Source organism: Colwellia ponticola (assembly GCF_005885605.1).
Taxonomy (GTDB): Bacteria; Pseudomonadota; Gammaproteobacteria; order Enterobacterales; family Alteromonadaceae; genus Colwellia; species Colwellia ponticola.
The window spans coordinates 537,197-560,305 of record NZ_SZVP01000001.1 but is presented as its reverse complement, the minus strand read 5'-3'; the positions used below and the strand labels follow the sequence as shown (position 1 = coordinate 560,305).

Annotated in this window: 21 protein-coding genes; 9 read left to right on the top strand and 12 right to left on the bottom strand. The window is 39.0% G+C overall.

Annotation, left to right across the window (positions count from 1 at the left end; all coding sequences use genetic code 11):
* The first annotated feature begins 14 nt into the window (after positions 1-14).
* The 8 genes from FCS21_RS02335 to tldD all read left to right on the top strand — a co-directional run bounded on the left by FCS21_RS02335 (position 15) and on the right by tldD (position 11,448).
* Positions 15-1,058, top strand: a complete 1,044-nt coding sequence (locus FCS21_RS02335) for a rod shape-determining protein (RefSeq protein ID WP_138620354.1) — start codon at positions 15-17, stop codon at positions 1,056-1,058.
* Between the two features lie 159 nt (positions 1,059-1,217).
* Positions 1,218-2,108, top strand: a complete 891-nt coding sequence (gene mreC, locus FCS21_RS02330) for a rod shape-determining protein MreC (protein WP_138620353.1) — start codon at positions 1,218-1,220, stop codon at positions 2,106-2,108.
* On the top strand, positions 2,109-2,588 hold the full coding sequence (mreD, locus tag FCS21_RS02325; protein ID WP_138620352.1) for a rod shape-determining protein MreD: 480 nt from the start codon (positions 2,109-2,111) through the stop codon (positions 2,586-2,588). It abuts the gene before it with no gap.
* A 157-nt stretch (positions 2,589-2,745) separates the two neighbouring features.
* Positions 2,746-3,420: a Maf family protein gene (locus FCS21_RS02320; protein ID WP_138620351.1), complete on the top strand. Its 675-nt coding sequence runs from the start codon at positions 2,746-2,748 to the stop codon at positions 3,418-3,420.
* A 34-nt stretch (positions 3,421-3,454) separates the two neighbouring features.
* Entirely contained in the window at positions 3,455-4,912 is a 1,458-nt protein-coding gene (gene rng / locus FCS21_RS02315) for a ribonuclease G (RefSeq protein ID WP_138620350.1), read from the top strand.
* A gap of 80 nt (positions 4,913-4,992) precedes the next feature.
* Entirely contained in the window at positions 4,993-8,937 is a 3,945-nt protein-coding gene (locus FCS21_RS02310) for a YhdP family protein (RefSeq protein ID WP_138620349.1), read from the top strand.
* A gap of 72 nt (positions 8,938-9,009) precedes the next feature.
* Positions 9,010-9,897: a carbon-nitrogen hydrolase family protein gene (locus tag FCS21_RS02305; RefSeq protein WP_138620348.1), complete on the top strand. Its 888-nt coding sequence runs from the start codon at positions 9,010-9,012 to the stop codon at positions 9,895-9,897.
* A 105-nt stretch (positions 9,898-10,002) separates the two neighbouring features.
* The gene (gene tldD, locus FCS21_RS02300; RefSeq protein ID WP_138620347.1) at positions 10,003-11,448 is read left to right on the top strand and encodes a metalloprotease TldD; all 1,446 of its coding nucleotides are present in this window, start codon (positions 10,003-10,005) and stop codon (positions 11,446-11,448) included.
* Between the two features lie 82 nt (positions 11,449-11,530).
* On the opposite strand, the gene yjgA is transcribed toward tldD, so the two are convergent.
* Entirely contained in the window at positions 11,531-12,046 is a 516-nt protein-coding gene (gene yjgA / locus FCS21_RS02295) for a ribosome biogenesis factor YjgA (RefSeq protein ID WP_138620346.1), read from the bottom strand.
* A 266-nt stretch (positions 12,047-12,312) separates the two neighbouring features.
* Between yjgA and pmbA the strand changes: the two genes are divergently transcribed.
* Positions 12,313-13,674: a metalloprotease PmbA gene (pmbA, locus tag FCS21_RS02290; protein WP_138620345.1), complete on the top strand. Its 1,362-nt coding sequence runs from the start codon at positions 12,313-12,315 to the stop codon at positions 13,672-13,674.
* Between the two features lie 121 nt (positions 13,675-13,795).
* Here pmbA and mgtE read toward each other — a convergent pair whose 3' ends face one another.
* The 11 genes from mgtE to FCS21_RS02235 form a co-directional block, all read right to left on the bottom strand.
* Entirely contained in the window at positions 13,796-15,154 is a 1,359-nt protein-coding gene (gene mgtE, locus FCS21_RS02285; protein ID WP_138620344.1) for a magnesium transporter, read from the bottom strand.
* A gap of 306 nt (positions 15,155-15,460) precedes the next feature.
* Positions 15,461-15,736 (bottom strand): HPr family phosphocarrier protein, encoded by a 276-nt coding sequence (locus FCS21_RS02280; RefSeq protein ID WP_138620343.1) that lies wholly within the window; start codon positions 15,734-15,736, stop codon positions 15,461-15,463.
* 14 nt (positions 15,737-15,750) lie between these two features.
* Positions 15,751-16,605: an RNase adapter RapZ gene (gene rapZ, locus FCS21_RS02275; protein ID WP_138620342.1), complete on the bottom strand. Its 855-nt coding sequence runs from the start codon at positions 16,603-16,605 to the stop codon at positions 15,751-15,753.
* Between the two features lie 35 nt (positions 16,606-16,640).
* A complete protein-coding gene (gene ptsN / locus FCS21_RS02270; protein ID WP_138620341.1) occupies positions 16,641-17,093 on the bottom strand; it encodes a PTS IIA-like nitrogen regulatory protein PtsN in 453 nt (150 codons plus the stop codon).
* Between the two features lie 447 nt (positions 17,094-17,540).
* The gene (gene hpf / locus FCS21_RS02265; RefSeq protein ID WP_138620340.1) at positions 17,541-17,828 is read right to left on the bottom strand and encodes a ribosome hibernation-promoting factor, HPF/YfiA family; all 288 of its coding nucleotides are present in this window, start codon (positions 17,826-17,828) and stop codon (positions 17,541-17,543) included.
* A gap of 130 nt (positions 17,829-17,958) precedes the next feature.
* Entirely contained in the window at positions 17,959-19,476 is a 1,518-nt protein-coding gene (locus FCS21_RS02260) for an RNA polymerase factor sigma-54 (protein ID WP_138620339.1), read from the bottom strand.
* A gap of 139 nt (positions 19,477-19,615) precedes the next feature.
* A complete protein-coding gene (gene lptB, locus FCS21_RS02255; RefSeq protein WP_138620524.1) occupies positions 19,616-20,356 on the bottom strand; it encodes an LPS export ABC transporter ATP-binding protein in 741 nt (246 codons plus the stop codon).
* 28 nt (positions 20,357-20,384) lie between these two features.
* Positions 20,385-21,062: a lipopolysaccharide transport periplasmic protein LptA gene (lptA, locus tag FCS21_RS02250; protein ID WP_246046953.1), complete on the bottom strand. Its 678-nt coding sequence runs from the start codon at positions 21,060-21,062 to the stop codon at positions 20,385-20,387.
* Entirely contained in the window at positions 21,025-21,594 is a 570-nt protein-coding gene (gene lptC, locus FCS21_RS02245) for an LPS export ABC transporter periplasmic protein LptC (protein ID WP_138620338.1), read from the bottom strand. The genes lptA and lptC overlap by 38 nt, the downstream gene beginning before the upstream one ends.
* On the bottom strand, positions 21,591-22,136 hold the full coding sequence (kdsC, locus tag FCS21_RS02240; RefSeq protein WP_138620337.1) for a 3-deoxy-manno-octulosonate-8-phosphatase KdsC: 546 nt from the start codon (positions 22,134-22,136) through the stop codon (positions 21,591-21,593). The genes lptC and kdsC overlap by 4 nt, the downstream gene beginning before the upstream one ends.
* Positions 22,136-23,101 carry a KpsF/GutQ family sugar-phosphate isomerase gene (locus tag FCS21_RS02235; protein WP_138620336.1) on the bottom strand — a complete coding sequence of 322 codons (966 nt, stop codon included), beginning with the start codon at positions 23,099-23,101 and terminating at the stop codon, positions 22,136-22,138. The genes kdsC and FCS21_RS02235 overlap by 1 nt, the downstream gene beginning before the upstream one ends.
* Positions 23,102-23,109 lie beyond the last annotated feature (8 nt).

Genomic DNA, 23,109 nt, shown 5'->3' with positions numbered 1-23,109 from the left:
GACATTTTGAGCTTATGTTTAAAAAAATACGCGGCATGTTTTCTAACGATCTTTCAATTGATTTAGGGACAGCTAATACACTTATTTATGTAAAAGACCAAGGTATAGTATTAGACGAGCCTTCTGTTGTTGCTATTCGCCAAGACCGCTCAGGTGGTTCTAAAAGTGTTGCTGCCGTGGGTATTGCTGCTAAAGCAATGTTAGGTAGAACACCTGGCAATATTGAAGCTATTCGCCCAATGAAAGATGGCGTCATTGCTAACTTTTTTGTCACTGAAAAAATGCTTCAGCACTTTATTAAGCAAGTGCATAGCAATAATTTTTTACGTCCAAGCCCTAGAGTCTTAGTGTGTGTTCCTTGTGGTTCTACCCAAGTTGAGCGCCGTGCTATTCGTGAATCTGCGATGGGCGCTGGTGCTCGAGAAGTTTATTTAATTGATGAGCCAATGGCTGCTGCTATTGGTGCGGGTATGCCCGTTTCAGAAGCAACAGGTTCTATGGTTGTTGATATAGGTGGTGGTACTACTGAAGTTGGTATTATCTCACTTAACGGCGTGGTTTACTCATCATCAGTACGTACTGGCGGTGATAAATTTGATGAAGCGATTATCAACTATGTTCGTCGTAACTTCGGTAGCTTAATTGGTGAAGCGACCGCTGAGCGCATTAAACATGAAATTGGCTCAGCTTATCCTGGCGAAGAGTTAATTGAAATTGAAGTACGTGGTCGTAATCTTGCCGAAGGTGTTCCGCGTAGCTTTACCTTAAATAGCAATGAAATTTTAGAAGCCTTGCAAGAACCACTATCAACTATTGTGAGTGCTATTATGGTGGCATTAGAACAATCGCCACCTGAGCTAGCTTCTGATATTTCAGAGCGCGGTATGGTATTAACCGGTGGTGGTGCTCTACTAAAAGGTCTTGACCGTTTGCTAATGGAAGAAACGGGGATTCCGGTTGTTGTTGCTGAAAACCCATTAACCTGTGTTGCTCGTGGTGGTGGTAAAGCCCTTGAGATGATTGACATGCACGGCGGTGACTTGTTTTCGTATGAGTAAGCTTTCGTACGAGTAAACATCATATAAGTAAGTTGTCGTACGGATAAATTTTCAATGTGTAATATGCTTATGCACATTGAAAGTTATAATGCTGTTGTATTATTGAACTATGTTCGCTTACATAGCGTCAAAACCCTATTCATCTAGTTTGTAATTTTTATGAATCCAATTTTTAATCAAGGCAGATCACCAGCACACCGACTAATTTTGGTGCTTTGTTGCTCGATGGCCTTGATTTTTTTCGACCATAGAATGTCAAGTTTTGAAACCGTGCGCGGTTATTTACAAACCATGGTAAGCCCATTGCAATATGTGGCTAACGCCCCTAAACAAATAATGAACTGGGCATCAACCAATATCGTTACCCGTCGACAACTGATGCAAGAGAACCAAAACTTCCGTGAAAATGAACTGTTTTTTCACGAGCAAGTGATGCAATTAAGTATTGTACGACAAGAAAATGCCCGATTACGTTCATTACTCGCCTCGCCAGTGAGTAATGAAATTAAAAAAATGTTTGCCGAAATACTCTCTGTTGATGGTGACCCTTATTCGCATCAAGTGGTTATTAATCGTGGTACTAATGATGGTGTTTATGAAGGCCAGCCAGTACTTGATGAAAAAGGTATTGTTGGTCAAATTCTCCATGTTGGCGTGAGTAGCTCCAGAGTTATATTAATTAGCGATATATCACATGCAATACCGGTGCGTATTCAGCGAAATGGTTTACGGCTCATTGCTTCAGGTAGTGGTCAAATAGACCGTCTTGTCCATAACTTTGTGCCACATAGCGCAGATATAAAAACAGGTGATTTGCTGGTTACTTCAGGGCTAGGAGGTAAATACCCAGAAGGGTATCCCGTGTCTCGTGTAGTCATGGTACGTAGCGATGAATCACGAGAGTTCTCTATTGTTTATAGTGAGCCCGTTGCACAAATAGATAGATTACGCTATGTGCTGTTATTGTCAGAAGAGCATGCCATAAGTAGCGCTAGCCTTAAAAAAAATATTGATAGTCTGAAAAAAAGTACAGCGGCAGGAAAACCTTAAATGTTTAGCAATAACGGCTTTATTATCCTACTCACCTTACTTATTGCCTTGATGGCCAGTATTACCCCGTTACCATTAAGTTTTGATGCCTTTCGCCCAGACTGGATATTAATTGTTTTAGTGTACTGGTGTTTAGCACTACCAAGTAAAGTCAATATAATTACCGCTTGGGTAATGGGATTGATTTTAGATATACTATTGGGGTCAGTCTTGGGTGTTCATGCCTGTGCAATGGCATTATCTATTTATATTACCGTGGTTAACTTTCAAAAAATTAGAAACTTTTCAGTGTGGCAACAAGCATTGATTATTGGCGTACTTTCTGCACAATATCATCTGGTTGTGTTTTGGCTACAGCGCTTTTTGAGTGATGTAGTCTTCTTACCTAGCTATTTATACCCAGTGTTTACTAGTATTATACTTTGGCCATGGGTCTTTTTATTACTTCGTCGTGTGCGTCGACATTTTCGTATCAAATAATTAGCTGTCAGTTAATTATTCATCATCTTAATAACTAGCGACTAAAAATTGCACAGAAAATAGTAGTATAAAATCAATTATTCAATAAACTATTTTTAATTAATCCGTTTGGTATAACATTTTCTTAAGGACTAGCGTTAACGCAGTAACTGATTTTATGAGCAATCCTTTAGTACCTCAACACTCTGTAACTAAATCGTCGGTAACAGCATCAATTAACGCTGCTAGCAAGCCTAAGTTAAAATTGATATTAGCGTCGCAATCACCTCGACGTCGGGAATTATTAGCACAATTAGGTTATCAATTTTCTGTGCAGGCAAGTGATATTGATGAAACCGTAGGGCAAGCAGAAAGTCCTACTGATTATGTGCTACGTTTAGCTAAGCAAAAAGCTCAGCATGTTTTTAATTTATTACCTGAAGCAGAACAAGCGTATAGCTTTGTCTTGGGTTCAGATACTAGTGTAGTCTTTAATGGCAAAATATTGGGTAAACCCGTCGATGAGCAAGACTGTATTAGTACTTTGTCATTATTATCTGATAAGCAGCATCAAGTGCTAACCGCCGTTGCCTTGGTCAGCAAAGATAGCGTGCAAGGGCAAGTGGTTACTACCGACGTTATCTTTACCTCATTAAGCAAGGCCGAAATTTCAGCTTATTGGTTAACGGGTGAGCCGCAAGATAAAGCCGGCAGTTACGGTATTCAAGGCATTGCAGGGCAATTTGTTAAAGCTATCAATGGTAGCTACTCTGCTGTGGTTGGATTACCTTTATATGAAACGGCTCAATTGCTGACTAACGCGGGTTTTGTTGGTAGCATTGATACCAAATAGTTCTTTGGAATAAGTTTTTGAAATAAGGAATTTTATGAGTGTAGAATTATTAATAAATGTTACGCCTAGTGAAACGCGTGTAGCCTTGATCGAAAACGGTTCATTACAAGAAGTTCATATTGAGCGACAAGGAAAACGTGGCATTGTTGGTAATGTCTACTTAGGTAAAATTATTCGCGTACTGCCGGGTATGCAAGCTGCTTTTGTTGATATTGGTTTAGATAAAGCGGCTTTTTTACATGCTTCAGATATTAATAGCAAACTCATTTTAAAAGGAGAGACAGACCAAGTACCAGATATTCGTTCTTTAGTACATGAAGGGCAACATCTTATGGTGCAAGTGGTTAAAGATCCCCTTGGCTCAAAAGGTGCACGTTTAACTACCGATATTACCGTAGCCTCACGTTACTTAGTGTTAATGCCTAACTCGAAACACGCGGGTGTGTCATTGCGTATTGAAAGTGAGAAAGAGAGAGAGCGCTTAAAAAAAATTGTTAATCCGTATTGTGATGAACAGCAGGGTTTTATTGTGCGTACGGCGGGTGAAGGCGCGGGTGAATTAGAACTACAACATGATGCCGAATTTTTACGCAGAGTGTGGCAAAAAGTCTTAATGCGCAAAAAACGTAAACAAACTAACTTACCTCTTTATCAAGACTTATCTTTATCCTTTAGAGTATTAAGAGATTTTGTTGGTATTAAGCTTGAGCGCATTCGTGTTGACTCAAATCTCACTTTTAAAGAGCTAGGTGAATTTACCCAGGAGTTTGTGCCAGAGTTAACGCCAGTATTAGAGTATTACCCAGGCGAGCTGCCTATTTTTGACTTGTTTTCAGTAGAGCGAGAAATACAGCGCGCGTTACATCGAAAAATTGAACTGAAATCAGGTGGCTATTTGATCATCGATCAAACTGAAGCGATGACCACTATTGATATTAATACCGGTGCTTTTGTTGGACACCGCAATTTAGCCGACACCATATTTAGTACTAATATTGAAGCAACACAAGTGATTGCTAGGCAGCTTAGGTTAAGAAACTTAGGTGGCATTATCATTGTTGATTTTATTGATATGCATAATGAAGATCACAAACGTCGCGTATTACACTCATTAGATATGGCAATGAGTAAAGATAAAGTTAAATACAGTCTACATGGCTTTTCAGCGCTTGGTTTGGTCGAAATGACTCGTCAACGTACCCGTGAAAGTTTAGAGCATGTACTGTGTGGAGAATGCCCACTTTGCACGGGTCGTGGCCACTTAAAAACGGTTGAAACTACTTTTTTTGAAATACTTAGAGAAATAGTGCGTGTTAATCGTGCTCATGACGCAGATAAGTTCACGGTTTATGCTTCAAGTGCGGTGAGCGATTTCATTGTTAATGATGAATACCATAATTTAGCTGAAGTTGAAGTTTTTATTGGCAAGTTAATTAAAGTGCAAGTCGAACCCATGTATAATCAAGAACAATTTGATGTTGTTATGATGTAATACCCCGCGGCATACGTGGGATAACTGTGCTCCATAAATCATGGCATTACAAGATAAAAAATAGGGCTCTCTACGTTTTAATGAACATTGTAAGTACGTCTCACCGCTGGCTGAACCGCCTTTATAAAACCGTTGCCATTATATTGGTTTTGCTGGCTGTTTTAATTAGTGCTTTCCGTTTATTTTTACCTTATGTACACCACTATCGACTTCCCCTGCAAGATTACCTAAACGAAAGCACTCAAACCAATATTACTATGGGCACCTTAAATATGACTTGGCAAAAGTCAGGGCCTATTTTGATTATTGGTGATGTACAAGTCATTGATACAGACGAAGCAACAGTCTTTATTAAAGAGCTTGAAATACATCTAGACTTTTGGAGTACGCTAACAGAGCAAAGGCTTATTTCAAAAAACCTTATTTTGTCAGGTGCGATGGTTAATGTCTCCGATAACTTATGGTTAGCTAATAAAAGTGATAACAAGCTTAGTCAGCCTGCTAAAACACCCTCGTCGAAAAAAAGTAACGCTGAAGCTATTACCCTTATTAGTGATATTTTTTTAAATCGTATTAAGCGCTTTTCTATTTTAGATAGTGTAGTCACAGTGCAAAATCACGCACTTTCGGTTGATAACAACACCGAGTCACGCAGTATAAAATTAAACCACTTACGTTGGCTAAATACTGGGGTTCGCCATCAAGCACAAGGAAGTGTGGTCGTTAATGGTCTGAGCTCTAATAATTTACAGTTAACATTAGACTTACAAGGTGAGCGGGGTAGTGAGCTTAGTGGACAAGTGTATTTACAAGCTAATCATATCGACATAACACCTTGGCTAGATAACGTGTTAGCGCTTGATAACGATAAAACTAAAACGGATATTAATTTTTCAGCGTGGCTAGCTGTTAATAATAGTAAGCTTAATCGTTTACAAGTTGATTTTTCAGAGAGTACCATGAATTGGCTATTTGCCGAGCAAGCACAAAGGTTAACCTTAGCATCAGGGCAATTATTACTAGTAAATGGTAGTAGTGAGCAAAGTTTTAAACTTTATACTACGCCTATTTCCTTACAACTTAATGAACAAAAGTCACCACTGTTCAGTGTTATGCTGGCGAAAGAAGCAGATGACTTTTCCTTACACTTATCTGAAGTTGACGTTGCTATGTTGGCGCAGCTTACGCCATTACTTGTTGCCAAAGAAACAACACGAAATTTGTTGTCGCAAATGACCTTAACAGGAAAAGTTGAAGACTTATATATTCGCAAGCAAGATAACGATATACAAGTAGTAACAAATTTTACCAAGTTTACTAATAGTTATAGTCACGGTATTCCAGGCTTGGAAAATGTCTCTGGTAAACTGACTTACGCAGACAGTTATCTCGCAGTCGATTTTTCTGCCGCAGATGGAAATTTAGATTTTGATAAGTTATTTGTACAAGCCTTTCCTTATCAAAATCTCTCTGGACAATTGTATGCAACTTTTAATGATAATGGCTGGGGGTTAACGGTTGAGCAATTAGACTTTTTATCAGAAGAGGTTAATTTATCGGCGCAAGTTAACGTTGATGCGCCTATTAATGGTGAAGTGAATTTAGCGTTACTTGCGAATGTGACCAATGGTAATGCCGGTTTAGTGGGGCGTTATTTACCATTAACGATTATGAGTGACAATTTAGTTAATTACTTAAATGCTGCGGTTGTCTCGGGACGTGTTGAGCAGGCTCAAATATTAATTAACGGTCCGTTAAGTCACTTTCCGTTTGACGATGGTAGTGGTATTTTTGTTGTTGATGCTGAGCTAAGTGAGTCAGAATTTAAATTTGTTGAGCACTGGCCAGCCATTACAGACTTTGTTGCTAATTTAAACTTCACTAATAACTCAATGTTAATAACGGGTCGAGGCGGCAAGTTAACGGGGTTAGATGTTACCGGCGTGCGTGCTGCTATAGCAGACTTGGCACATGGACAAATTTTAACTGTAGAGGCGGATATAAAGGCAACACCAGCGGTGTATATTGGCGATTTGATGAATCAAAGCCCCTTTCAAGACAGTGTTGGTAGTGTTTTAGAACAATTACAAATTAAGGGTAAGGTAAGTGGCGATTTTAATTTGCATTTACCACTTAACCACAGTGAACAAGCTATCGCTAGTGGTACTATTAATTTTAAAAACAACCAAGCGGCATTGCAAACACCGCAAATGGATTTTACTGATGTTGACGGCCAACTAACGTTTAGTAACGATAAGATAACCACTAAAGATTTACGTTTATATTGGCAAGGATTGCCTATTTCACTCGATATTAGTGGTATGAATAAAACCGATTACTACAATACTGAAATACAGTTAACCGCACTCTGGAAAGAGTCAGCCTGGTTAGCTCATGTCCCAAAAAAATTACAGCAATACACCAAAGGAGCGTTATCTTGGCAAGGCAATCTGTCGTTGCATCAGCATCACCAAGGTGGTTTTTCATATAACGCAAATTTTGATTCTGATTTAGAAAATACCCAGCTATTATTGCCAGCGCCTTATAACAAAGGTGGTAAACAAAAAGTCGCCTTGTCAGTAGACATTGAGGGTGGTGAAAAACAGTCTACGGTTGTACTAAATTATGGAGATAAACTGCATTTTTCAGGTATATTAGCTCATGAAAATACCGGTTTTACTCGCGCTAATTTAATGCTTGGTGAAGGCAGCATGGCGCTGCCAATGGATGGCTTTCATATCACCACTAAACTTGATCAGGTCGATTTTTCGCTATGGCAGCCGTTAATTAGCGATATTGTTGACAGTGTTAACCAACCAGCAGCAAGTGCAGAGCAGCAAACTTCAAGACCCTTTCTAGCCAAGCCTCAGCGTATTAGAGGTTCAATTGACCAATTTACACTATTGGGGCAAACGCTCACTAACGTATCATTTAATTTATTAGATAAGCAGCAGTGGTGGTTACTACAACTCAATGCGGAGCAAACCCGTAGTCAAATAAAAATCTATCCTGATTGGTTAACACAAGGTTTAGACATTAATGCCGAGTTTTTAACACTGGCGCCGTCTAACGAACAACAAGACAAAGACTCGGCAATACCTGTGTTGACAGAGCAAGCGATAAAAGCTGAAAGTGACATTATTTTTGCTAATATTCCCGCGTTAACTTTCCATTGTGATCATTGTACTATTGGCTTATTAGATTTAGGAGAAGTTGACGCCAGTATTGCACGGCTAGATCATCAGACCATCGCATTTACTAACTTTCAAGCTAAGCGCAATGAAACACAATTAACGATGGCGGGGCAATGGCGGTATAACGATCAAGAGTCAACTACATCGCTAGCAGGTAAGTTATCTGTGGCTAATGTGGAGGCAGAGCTAAAAGCAATGGACTTTGCCTCTATTATAAAAGACAGTGGTGCTACTATTAATGTCGATCTTAACTGGGCTGGAGGATTGCATAATTTTACCGTTAGTCAATTAAATGGCACGGTTAATGCTCGACTCGATGATGGTTATTTAGCCGAGGTAAGTGATAAAGCCAAAATTTTTTCAGTACTTAGCTTAGAGTCTTTGGTACGTAAGTTAACCCTAGACTTTCGCGATATTTTTAGTGATGGTATGTTTTACAGTAATATCAAAGGCGACTATCAATTAAATCAAGGTTTACTAACAACGGCTAATACTGAGATGAAAGGCACTGCAGGTGACTTGTTTATGACAGGGCAAACCAACTTGGTAACGGGGGCCCTTGATTATGATATGTCTTATAAGCCTAATTTAACCTCAAGCTTGCCAGTATTGGCGTGGATTGCTACCTCGTTAAATCCAGTCACTTTTTTAGCCGGTGTGGCCATTGACCAAGTGATTAAATCACAGGTGGTTTCAGAGTTTACCTTTGAACTGACCGGTTCTGTTGAAAACCCTAACCTCAAAGAAGTCGATAGAAAAAGTAAAAGTATTAGTGTAGAGAGTAAAGCAGCTAAAGCGCTTATAGAAGAACAAGAGGCAAAGAGAAAGTAGTTAGCTTAGATAGTTATCTAAAGTAATTGCTTATAATTAGCAAAAACAAACATTAAAAAGATAAGGTTAATCATGATTAAATTAACGGCAATACAGTTATCTTCAACGGCGAATGTTGCTACTAACTTAGCAAAGATAGCTGAAATATTAACGAGTATTACTGCCGGACAAGCAACGTTTAATCAAGAGAATGCCGGCCAAGCACAGGTTCAGCACTTAGTCGTATTGCCTGAATGTTGTTTGTTTTTTGGTGGTAAAGATAGCGAACAATTAACCTTAGCAAAAACCTCGGCACATAGTAACTTAACGCGTAATACACAGTGTCATCCACAAAATAATGAACTTTGTTCAGCACTAGCCGGCTTAGCTAAAAAATTTAGCGTCTATTTAGTGGCGGGCACAGTACCTGTGTTAACACCCTCAGCTAGCAAGTTTACTAATACTAGCTATTTCTTTAACCCTAATGGTGAGTTATTAGGACACTATGATAAAATCCATTTATTTGATGTTAATGTTAGCGACAGCACTAAAAATTATTGTGAGTCACGCTATACCCAAGCCGGTACGTCAATAAAAGTGGTTAAAACTGATTTTGCTAATATTGGTTTAACTGTGTGTTTTGATTTACGCTTTCCTTTGTTGTTTCAACAACTGACCTTAGCTGGTGCTAATATTATTACCGTACCCAGTGCTTTTACTAAGGTGACGGGTAAAGCACATTGGCAAACGTTATTACAAGCCAGAGCGATAGAAAATCAAGTATATATTATTGCCGCAGGGCAAGAAGGAACTCATGACAACGGTCGTGAAACCTGGGGTCACTCAATGATTATTAATCCTTGGGGTGAAATTGAACAAAGTATTGATACCGGTGAAGGTTATATTTGCGTTGACTATCACCCAGAAGAAATAAAACGCATACGCCAAAGTATGCCGTTGCACTCGCCGCTAAAGAAATAATATCAATCCGTATAAGAAAGTGATCTCTTAGCCACTTCTTTATGCGCAATGGTATAAAGTAGCAATTGATTATAATTGAAGAACATAAAAGTAGAGCCAGACTAAATGAATATAGTGGAAAAATCCTTACTAAGCGATAGTCATATTGACGAAGAAATATTGTCAAAAACACTCAAAAGTATGATGGGGCGACAAGTTGATTACGCTGATTTATATTTTCAAGCCAGTCAACATGAAACCTGGGTGTTAGAAGATGGTATTGTAAAAGAAGGTTCATATAATATTGAACGAGGTGTTGGTGTAAGGGCTATATCAGGTGAAAAAACAGGCTTTGCGTATTCTGATGATATTAATCCTCAAGCGCTACAACAAGCGGCAGACGCGGCAAAAGGTATTGCCGATAGTGGCTCAGGCGCAACAGTGAAAGCTTTTAGCCGTCAATCACCTATTAACGTTTATCAATCAGTTGAACCATTGGGGAGTTTAACCCAAGAGCAGAAAATTGATTTATTACACCAAATTGAAGCACATGCCCGTCAAACTGATAGTCGTGTTAAGCAGGTTATTGCAAGTATATCAGGTGTTTATGAAACTATTTTAGTGAGTGCTAGTGATGGTACTTATGGGACTGATATTCGTCCATTAGTCCGCTTAAATTGTTCGGTATTAGTGGAAGAAAATGGTAAACGTGAACGCGCTAGTGCTGGTGGTGGTGCGCGTACCGATTACAGTTACTTTTTTGACGTTGCCCCCGGAGATAACAAGCCCCGTTATCTTGCTTATGCTGAAGAATCGGTTAGACAAGCTCTAGTTAACCTAGTGGCTATTGAAGCACCGGCAGGTACTTTTCCAGTGGTATTGGGCGCAGGTTGGCCAGGCGTATTACTACATGAAGCGGTAGGGCACGGCTTAGAAGGTGACTTTAACCGTAAAGGATCATCGGCTTTTTCTGGTAAAGTAGGTCAGCAAGTGACTTCCAAGCTGTGTACGATTGTTGATGATGGCACCTTAGTTGACCGTCGCGGTTCAATAACCATTGATGATGAAGGTACGCCAGGACAATATAACGTTTTAATTGAGCAGGGCATTTTAAAAGGTTATATGCAAGATAAGCATAACGCAGGTTTAATGGGTGTTAAGCCTACCGGTAATGGCCGTCGTGAATCATACGCACATTTACCTATGCCACGTATGACTAATACTTATATGTTAGCAGGGGAATCTAGCCCAGAAGATATTATTAAATCGGTTAAAAAAGGTATTTATGCGCCTAACTTTGCTGGCGGTCAGGTAGATATTACTTCGGGTAAGTTTGTTTTTACTAGCTCGGAAGCTTATTTAATTGAAGATGGTAAAATTACCTCTCCGGTAAAAGGAGCGACGTTAATAGGTAACGGCCCGGAAGCAATGAAACGCATTAGTATGGTGGGTAACGATCTCAAGCTTGACCCTGGTGTGGGTGTTTGTGGTAAAAATGGCCAAAGTATGCCTGTTGGTGTTGGTCAACCGACATTAAAAGTAGATGAAATGACTATTGGTGGTACGCAGTAGTTAGCTTGACTGTTAGCAAATATTTTAGCCAGTAACAGATTGTGTTACTGGCTTTTAATACGCGGGTCTTTGCTCTGATTTCTTAGCTGTTTTCTTTTAGATAAGCGAACAAGTTTTTGTAATGCTTACCTAATTTATCTGCTTTTTTCTCTTTGGCTGCATGGCGAATTAATTGTTTGATTTTTTGACGCTCAATCGTTGGAAATTCACTAATTAAGGCTTCAACAGCATCATTGCCTTGCTCAATTAATTCATCTCTAAGACTTTCTAAACGGACAAATTTTGCCGTTTCTTGTTGATGTTTATTCGCCATCACTTCAATAGCATGATGAATAGGTGCAAGGTCAGTTTCTAACAATATTCTAGCGGTATGACGAATATGACGGCGTAAAGCTTCATGCTTGTTACGGATCTTATCGGCTAAAATCATTGCGTCTTTTAAGTCGTCACTTAACGGTAGACGACTGCGTTGATGCTTAGACATTTCTATTAAGCTTTGGGCGAAATCTTGCAACTGATGCATTTCACGTTTAACTTCTGTTTTACTTTTTAACTCTTCTTCGAATGATTCGTCGATATCGTTGACTGACTGGGGCATAATAATGTCTCATACCATGTTAAAATAAATTATAATTACACTTATTATATCACTAAATTAATTAGTGCTGTTGATCTTTTGTGGTCGTATTCTACTCGAGTGCTATTGTTGACGTGCAATTGCTTGGAGTGGCGCTGAGACTACGATTTAATGATAAAAATAATGACAAACGCGCAGCATTTTTATACGTTAAGTTGTTGCCGCTAAATTGCTGTAGAAACCTGTAGCCCCTTTAAAACCTATACAAAGAGAAAGTAGAAACTAATATGACTCAAGCCTCTAAATCGCATGATCCAATCACTACTCAAATGAGCGACGTTAAAGCACGTGTTAATACCGTACTTGAGCTGGCTAAATCACTGGGTGCAGACAGCGCTGAAGTCGCGATGAGTCGGCAACAAGGCTTAAGTGTTAGTACACGTATGGGTGAAGTAGAAAATGTTGAGTTTACTAATGATGGTGGCTTAGGGATCACGGTTTATCGTGATGGTCGTAAAGGTAGTGCTTCTACAGCTGATTTATCTGAGCAAGCGCTGGTTAAAGCGGTAACTGCAGCAGTAAATATTGCCAAATATACCTCGGTAGATGATTGCTCTGGCCTCGCTGATAAGTCTCTTTTGGCGATGAATCCCGTTGATTTAGATTTATACCACCCTCATGAAATAAGCACTGAAGAAGCTATTGAACTTGCTAAAGCATGTGAAGAAAGTGCCTTAGCTGTTGACCCGCGTATTACTAATTCTGACGGTGCTAGTTTTGATACTTATGCTGGCTTTAAAGTGTACGGTAATAGCCATGGACAATTGGTCGGGTATCCAAGTACTCGCCATAGTTTAAGCTGTGTGATGATTGCTAGTGATGGTGAGGATATGGAGCGTGACTATGCTTATACAGTAAGTCGAGAATTCTCCTTATTAGAAAGTGCCAAAAATGTTGGTTTACAAGCTTCACAAGAGACATTATCTCGCTTAAAGCCTCAAACAATCGCTACTGGTAAAGTGCCAGTATTATTTAGAGCCGATATTGCTAACACTATTTGGGGGCATTTTATTGCTGCTATTAGTGGTGGGAATTTATATCGTAAGTCGTCGTTCTTACTTGATGCTATTGGTAATGATGTATTTCCTAAATTTTTAAATATCAGTGAAAGACCTCATATTGCTAAAGGTTTAGCGAGTAGCGCGTTTGATAGCGAAGGCGTGTTAACACAAGATAGAGAAATTATTACCGATGGTGCTTTACAAACTTATTTATTAACTAGTTATTCGGCGCGTAAACTAGGACTGACTACCACGGGCAATGCAGGTGGTATTCATAACTGGCTGGTTAATGCTCAAGGGCATGATGGCAGCTTTGATAAGATGTTAAAAACCTTAGGTACAGGCTTACTGGTCACCGAAATGATGGGTCAAGGGGTTAATGTTGTTAATGGCGATTACTCACGTGGCGCAGCAGGGTTTTGGGTTGAAAATGGTGAAATTGCTTACCCAGTGAGTGAAATCACCATCGCAGGTAATTTAGCGCAAATGTTTAAAGGTATAGTGGCCGTAGGCTCAGATGTGGATATGCGCGGCAGTATTCGTACCGGCTCAATTTTGATTGATGAAATGCAAGTGGCTGGACATTAGTAAAGGCAGTGTAGAGCAGATTAAAACAAAAAAGCGTTATCAATACCTTATTGATAACGCTTTTTTAGGGCTATAGATTAGGAAGGGATGACTTCAAACTATACCATCTTAATCAATAGCACTAGGTAAGCAGTAGTGTTGCGGTACCTAAGAAAGCAAAAATACCAACAACATCAGTTACTGTGGTAAGAATAACACTACCAGCTAATGCAGGGTCTATTTTAAAACGCTTTAACAATAACGGTATACAAACACCAGCAAGCCCTGCTGCAGTCATGTTCATTAGCATAGCGAAAGCAATGACGCCGCCAAGCATAATATCTTGCTTCCAAATAGCGACCACTGTCGCAATTAAGGTAGCCCAAATAACACCATTTAAAAAGCCAATGGCGACTTCTTTACTTAGCAAAGCGCGAGCATTACTGTCGCCAACATGGCCTAGCGCCATGCCTCGAATCACCAGTGTTAAGGTTTGATTACCGGCAACACCACCCATACTAGGTACTAAAGAGTTTAACACCGCCAAAATAGCTAATTGTTGAAAAACCCCTTCAAACATACTGGTCACGGCAACCGCCATTAAAGCGGTTATTAGGTTAACGCCAAGCCATAGTGAACGCTGCTTAGTACTTTTAATAACAGGAGCAAAAGTGTCAGCTTCACCTTCTAAACCCACCATACTCATCATGGAGTGCTCAGCGTTATCTCGAATAATATCAACCACATCATCAATGGTAATACGACCTAATAAATGCCCCGATTCATCAATGACCGGTGCTGAATACCAGTCGTAACGCTCAAACAGTTGTGCGACATCTTGTTCGTCCATATCGGCTTGTACTGCTTCAACTTCAGCATCAATTAAACTAGAAACAATGGCGTCTGCTTTAGCGGTAACTATGGTAGCAAGTGATACTGCGCCAATAAAATAATTTTTACGGTCAACGACATAAAATGAATCTGTTGCTTCAGGAAGTTCACCTTTTAAGCGTAAATACCTTAAAACAACATCAACGGTTACTTCAGGGCGCAAAGTAATGGTATCGGTATTCATTATCCCACCAGCAGTTTCTTTCTCATAAGATAATGCTGTTTCGACTCGGCTGCGGTCTTGCGAGTCCATCGAGTTGAGTACTTCGTTATAAATATTATCTGGTAAGGTACGAAAAACTTCTGCTAAATCATCAATGTCCATCCCTTCAGCAACGGCGGCAAGCTTTTCTGGGCGCATGTTTTTAAGGATACCCTGACGAACTTCTTCATTAAGTTCTTCAAGTACTTCACCATGAAAATCAGAGTCGATGAGTTGCCAAAGTACTAGTCGGCTTTTTGCCGTAGAGGATTCTAAAATAAGCGCTAAATCATAAGCAGGCATATGCTGTAGTAGTTTGCGTACATACACAAACATACCACTACCCAGGGCTTCGTTAACTTGTTGTAATCGTTTTTGATTGAATTCTTGTTCTGATAATTCTGACATAGCGGTCCTATTTTTATAGTGCTGCAGCAAACGCTCTAAAGGCTGAGTTTACAAGTTTTAGGGCAAGCGATTTATCGATGATAATAAGAACTCAGGAGAATAAGCTCCCCACTTACCATATAAGTTTTACTTATAATGCAGCATACAGGTCTTTGCCTTTTAATAACTATTTGAGCTTTGCGAGTGTATTAGCGAACTGATAATGACATAAAACTCATAACTCATAACATAGCTACTTAATTCACATTGTTGTAAGCTTACTTATAAAAAATTGAGTTGCTCAAAAATTAAATGGAATTGGTGTCATTATTCAGCTTCATCAAATTTATCACAAATAAGTTGGCATATTTCAGTTAACGCCAGCTTTGCATCCACGCCTTTTGCAGTAACATTAACCACTTTTCCTTGAGCGCCAGCGAGTAACATCAGTGCCATGATACTACCGGCGTCAGCTTCTTTACCAGCTAATTCAAGCGTTATTTTCGCAGAGAATTTTTGACTTAATTGTGCTAATTTAGTCGCGGCACGTGCATGTAAGCCTAATTTATTACATAGGGTGATTTTTTGAGAGAGCACAGCCATTTTATACCTGTTTACTAGGTAGATTTAACATGAATATCACGATGATGAATTTGAATATCATCACGTTCTTTACGAAAATTTTTTGCAAGCATTTCAGCAATATAAACAGATCTGTGTTTACCACCAGTACAGCCTATAGCGATAGTGACATAGCTACGGTTATTGCGTTCTAAATGAGGTAACCAAGTCATCATAAAGCTATTAATTTGCCAAATAAATTTAGTGACAATGGCTTGACTGGCGAGAAAATCTTTTACTTCTGAGTCGACGCCGGTTTTACCCTTTAGCGACGCTTCCCAAAAAGGGTTAGGTAAAAACCTTGCGTCAAAAACGTAATCAGCATCAACAGGTATACCGTGCTTAAAACCAAAAGATTGAAACACCAAAACCATAGAGCCGGTTTTTTTACCTAAAATACGTTCTCTGACTAAATCGGCTAATTGGTGAGGAGTAAGCTGACTGGTATTGATGTAAAGATCAGCTTTCGTTGATATTGGCTCTAGTAGTGATTTTTCTAAGGCGATAGCCTGATCAAGCGCCATATTTTCTTTAATCAGAGGGTGTAAGCGGCGTGTTTCACTAAAGCGTCTGATCAAGTCATTATCGTCAGCATCTAAAAAGAGTGTATTGACATCGACCGCTTTAGGTAAATAAGCAATAATCTCTGGAATATCCTGTGGATCTTTAGGTAGGTTGCGTACGTCTAAACTTACCGCGACATTTTCATAGTCGTTAATGACCGTATGGGTTAATGCCGGTAGTAGATTAATAGGGATATTATCGACACAATAATAACCAAGATCTTCTAAGACTCTCAAGGCTACTGATTTACCTGATCCAGAGCGACCACTGACAATGATTAACTTCATTTATTATCTTCCAATGCTGTGTTACAGCTTTCTTATTAATTGGCCTGTTGAATTAAGTTATACAAGGTTTGATTATCAGTGCATTTACGAATTTGCTTGATTACCTTTTTATTACTTAATAACTTAGCAATACTTTGTAGGGTCTTTAAATGTTCTTCGCAGCTATCTTCAGGCACAAATAAGGCAACAAAAACATCAACACACTTATTATCTATGGCGTCAAAGTCAATGGCTTCTTGGGTTGTTATTAATACGGCAACGGCGTTACTTGAGTTAGGTAATCGACCATGAGGAATAGCAATGCCATTACCAATACCGGTGCTGCCCATTTTTTCTCGCTCGAGTAAGCTCGCTAGTAAATCATCTTGTCCTATAGTAGTTATTTGCATAGCTGCAAGCTGGCAAATTTTTTCTAGAATACGCTTTTTACTGTTTACTTGTACGGCACAACAAATAGTGTTTGTCGTTAATATTTCTGATAACTGCATGATTATATATGTTTTTTTAGATGTTATAAGCAATGTCATTTCGCTCATAACATCTTTTTTTAAATATGCTTTAATTACTTCAAAGCGGTGTATCAGATTAATAAAGCCCGTTGCTTAACTAATCTGATGGTTATACCAATTCTATTTAATTTATTCCCAACTCAGAGCTGTATTACCAAGCTTAGAAAAAGCAAAATTTACTAATTATAGTTATTCTATATTTAATAAATTTTGTGATGTTATCAGTTTGCTAATAAGCTCCCCAAGGGCTAGTTTAAAAGGCTTATAGGCGGCGTTATTGACTTTGGCAAGGACGCTACATGGAGATAGCTTATTAGAGAATGCACGAGCACATTCTCCTGAGTAAACATCCTCTTCAATCAATGCCTTGCCTGTAAACCTTTTAATTCTCGCTGAGTCGGAAATAACTTAATAGACTCGGTATTATTAATGTTGAGATATTTTGCCTTTGTATTTGAGAATTTGTTTATCAAGTTTCTCAACTAAGGTGTCAATAGAGGTATACATGTCAGTATTCACGGCAGAGGCAAACACTTCGCTACCATTTAGGTGAACATTCGCTTCAGCTTTTTGATTGAGCTTTTCTACGGTAAGTACTACATGAACATTATTAATATGATCAAAATGACGTGCTAATTTTGAGAATTTAGTGTCTACATACTCGCGTAATGAAGTGGTAATTTCAACATGGTGACCAGAAAGATTAATTTGCATATGCAGGTTCCTTTTTATGTAATGTGCTAATAGGTAACATTCTAAAATATAGAGTTTACTCAATAGTTTCCATTATGTAGCTTTAACTCTTTAGCTGACCCGTAGTAGACTTTAACATGAGGTGTAACTACTACAATAAACTTTTACGCTGGTTTGATGGTGGTATCGCTAACGACTCTCGATATTTAGCGATAGTACGGCGAGCCACTTTTATGCCTTGCTCAGCAAGTAAATCAGCCATTTTACTATCACTTAATGGTTTCGCAGGTATCTCTGCTAAAATGAGCTTTTTAATTAAAGAGCGAATAGCGGTAGAAGAACACTCGCCACCATTTTCTGTGCTGACGTGGCTAGAGAAAAAATATTTCAGCTCGAATATTCCTCTTGGTGTATGCATATATTTCTGCGTGGTAACCCGTGAAATAGTCGATTCATGCATATCAACTGCTTCTGCTATATCGTTTAACACCATAGGTTTCATGGCTTCAGCACCATGCTCTAAAAAACCTTGCTGGCGCTGTACAATACAGTTAGATACTTTTAGTAGCGTGTCATTACGTGATTCTAAACTTTTAATAAACCATTTGGCTTCTTGCAAGTTGGATCTAATAAATTGCCCGTCATTGGTCGATGATTTCATGGTTTTAGACATGGCGGCATATTGTTGGTTGATAGAAAGTTTTGGTGCTGAGTCTGAGTTTAATTCGACTATCCAGCGACCATTTTTTTTCTCGACAGAGACATCAGGTATAACATACTGGTCATCGTTTTTAATGACTACATCACCAGGACGTGGATTTAAGCTTTGAATTAAGCGCATCACTTCACGTAGTTGATCTTCTTTTAATTTGGTTTTACGCATCAACTGGCGATAATCGCGATTACCGAGTAAATCTATATGCTCTTTAATGATTAATTTACTTTCTTGTAGGTAAGGAGTATCGGCGCTAAATTGATTTAATTGAATAAGCAGACAATCGGGAATTGAACGCGCGGCAACACCAACAGGATCAAACATATTAATACGCTTTAATACTGCTTCTACTTCATCTAACTCTACATCATCAATACCAACACTTTCTAATATTTCTTCAGGGGAAACAGTGAGGTAACCAGCATCATCAACCGCTTCAATAATAGCGATAGCAATCGTCTTGTCGGTATCACTAAAAGGGGTTAATTCCATTTGCCATAATAAATGGTCTTGTATTGAATCAGTGGTTTCACCTTGGTAGGTGTAATCGTCTGCTGGACTGCCTACACCGCCAGAGTTTGAAGCACCAGCACTGTAACTATCTTCCCAGGTAGTATCGTTATTAAGCTCTTCTGGTATGTCATTTTTTTCTAATGCTTCGCTAGTTGATATTTCATCAATATTGGCTTGTTGGTCTTCACTACCATCACTGGTTACTTGTTCAGTTGCTGAATCATTACTGGAGGATGAAAAAGCCTCTTCAAGATCATTGTGTTCGTTAGTACTGTCATCTTGTGCTTTTTCATCAAGCTCAAGTAACGGATTACTTTCTAAAATCTCTTGAATTTCTTGTTGCAACTCTAAAGTAGACAATTGCAATAGCTTGATCGCTTGTTGCAATTGGGGCGTCATGGTTAAGTGTTGTCCAATACGGAGCTGTAGTGTAGGGCGCATCGAGGTTATATAATTTCCTATTGTTAGTCGTTACATCGTCGTAAATTATGGTTATGTGGTCTAGCCATAAATCTCGTAGCTATTTTCTATTAACTGCTCTAGTAACAATAACTAAGTGGTAACTTAACTTATAGAGTAACTATAGCGTGAATTGCTCACCAAGGTATACATCTCTTACTTTTTGATTGGCAAGAATTTGTTTTGCATTTCCTTGAGCAATTATTTCACCGTGACTGACGATATAAGCATGTTCACAAACGTCTAAAGTTTCTCTCACATTATGGTCGGTAATTAATATACCGATACCGCGTTGTTTTAAGTGTAAGATTATTTTTTTTATGTCACCAACTGAAATAGGATCAACACCAGCGAAAGGCTCATCTAATAAAATAAACTGTGGATCAGCGGCCAATGCTCGTGCAATCTCTACTCGGCGTCTTTCACCGCCCGATAAGCTCATCCCGGTATTATCTTTAATGTGACAAATATGAAACTCTTCTAATAAATGCTCTAGTTTTTCAGCGCGCTGATTTTCATTAAGCTCTTTGCGTGTTTGTAATATCGCCATGATATTATCAGACACAGTAAGTTTTCTAAATATAGAGGCTTCTTGGGGTAAGTAACCAATACCGCTACGTGCTCGCTCATGCATAGGGGCAAGTGTTAGATCCTGACCATTTAGTTTAATGGTGCCATTATCATTAGGGACTAAACCAACAATCATATAAAACGAGGTGGTTTTTCCTGCACCATTGGGGCCTAGCAAGCCAACAATTTGCCCAGCATTAACTTGTAAACTAACATTTTTCACAACCTGTCGGCTTTTATAAGACTTAGATAAGCTATCAGCAATAAGGGTATTTAGCGGCGCTGTGCCTATTACATTGCTTTTATCACTAGTTGCTACATTAGTTGTCACGGCTATCGCCTTCTTGCTTAATGGTTTGCTTTGTTGTTTTATCCGTTTTAGATTTATCGCTTGCTTCTTTCTGTTTTTTTAACATAGTGGGTTGTAATATAGTAGTAACAGATTGATTATTAGTGCTTGTTGCCTCTAGTTTTTCATTAAGAGTGTTGTAAGTTATTTCATCGCCACTGACTTCACTACCCGATTGCTTTACTAGCGCATTACCTGAAATGGTGATCATATGGATGTTAGGATTATAGGTTATTTCATCGGCTTGTAGCTTGATTAAGCTACCGTCTTCGAGCTGTTGTTGAAATATCGCCGGATTACCTTTAGCGAGATAGGTATCAATTTTTTCACCGCTTTCTTTATCAGCTTGGCTAAACACTTTCACTATATCAGCAGTAATAGAAATGGAGCCTTGGCTAATGCTAACATTGTCTAAGTAGCTGGCAATTTTATTTTTAAGATCAGCAGCTTGTCGCTGTGATTTAATAGTGATTTCTTGTTTTAAATCTGCTTTAGCTGCGTGCGCAGTATTGAATAATGCTAGACCACAAGCTAATGCTAACATTCTATAGTTACTGTTTTTTAAGGTCTTAACTTTTAAAGGATTACCTTTTAAGATAAAACGTTTTAAGTTAGCTTTCATCATGTCTTTTATAAATAGTACGTTCATGCTGGGTTAGGGTCATTTGTTTAGTGTTTAAATCGATAATTAATCCCGAGCCGTACATGGTAAAATCTTTACCGACCACCACCACGGGCTGTTCTGAACTAATAATATTTGTTGTTAAATCTAAGATTATTTTTTTACAATGAATCTCTTTTATTAAACTATCACTTTGCGTTGCTTGAATATGTACTTGATTTTTTAGCTCCACACGTTTGTCTTTGTACAGTGTGGCTTCTCGTGCACTAACTTGCCAAGGTAAAGCATCTTTTTGTGGGTATAAAGTATAATTAGGTGCTTCAAAATAACTTATTTCTAAGTCATCATAGTGCTCCATTCTCGCGGCTGCAACCGTGTGTGTTAATTGACCTAAATCACTGTAAATTTTACTCTGTAACTTTTCAGTAATAAAATCAGGACGTCGGTCATAAATTACCGAAGTATATTGATCAATTGATGCGGTACGCCATTCAATAATGCCATAAACAAGCGCACTAAGCAGTAAGACAAATAGCGCGATGCTATTTAATCGATTCATATACTTGCGCCTGATGCATTAGCTAAGCTGCCCTGACTTTGCATAAGTAAATCACAGACTTCTCGTACAGCACCAAACCCACCGCGAGTAAACGTAGTGTGATCAGCATTGCGCAATACTAACGGATGGCCATCTGCGACACTAATACCAAGCCCTACCGCTTCAATACAGGGGAGGTCGGGTATGTCGTCACCTAGGTAAGCTACATCGCTAAGATCAATATTAAGTTGTTCAGTTAATGTTTTTAACGCGGGTAGTTTATCTTCTTGACCTTGAATAATGTGAGCAACATTTAAGGCTTTCATACGGTTAGCAACGATGGCTGATTTTCTTCCGGTAATAATAGCGACCACAACACCACTTGCACCTAAGGCTTTTATACCAAAGCCATCTTTAGTATGAAAAGCTTTTAGCTCTTCGCCGTTGTTCCCTAAATATATTCTGCCGTCGGAAAAAACACCATCGACGTCACAAACCAGTAATTTTATTTGTTGGGCTTTTGCTAAAATATTGGTTTTGACATTACCGTATAAGGTATTCATTAAAGTACTCCAGAGCTTAGTAAGTCATGCATATTCATCGCGCCAACAGGGATGTTATTACTATCGACAATAATAAGACCGTTGATCTTCTTATCTTCCATTATTTTTAACGCTTCTGCTGCTAGCATATCACTTTGCGCGACACTAGGGCGTAGTGTCATTACCGTGCTGATGCTATCGTTGTGAATATCTGCTCTATCGTCTAACACGCGACGAAGGTCACCATCAGTGAACAAGCCCACTAGCTGCTTTTTATCGTTAACGATAGCAGTCATGCCTAAACCTTTTAATGACATCTCAACTAAGGCATCTTTGATAAAAGCTTGTTCAGATACTATCGGAATACGTTCATCTTTGTGCATTATATCGCTTAGACGAAGTAATAAGCGTCTACCTAAGCTGCCACCTGGATGCGATAACGCAAAGTCATTGGCAGTGAAATCACGGGCATTGAGTAAAGCGACCGCTAGCGCGTCGCCCATCACTAAAGTGGCCGTGGTGCTTGAGGTAGGAGCTAAACCCAAAGGGCAGGCTTCTGTCGATACTTTAATGCAAATATGGGTATCCGCCAATTTAGCCAAGGTTGAATCGGCATTGCCTGTCATTGAAATAAGTTTAGCGCCTATCCGTTTAATAACAGGAATAATAGCAAGTACTTCACTGGTTTCACCCGAGTTAGAAATAGTTAATACGACGTCGTTACTGGTGATCATGCCTAAGTCGCCATGACTGGCTTCTCCTGGGTGAACAAAAAAAGCTGGCGTGCCAGTACTCGCAAGCGTCGCCGCTATTTTGCCGCCAATATGGCCCGATTTTCCCATACCAATAACGATAACACGACCTTTACAATGAAACATAAGCTGACAAGCAAGCTCAAAGCTATCATCAATATATTGTACTAGTTCAGCAATGGCTTGTTGCTCAATTTCAATAACATTTTTTGCTAACTGTTTGAAGTTTTGCATAATGGTAA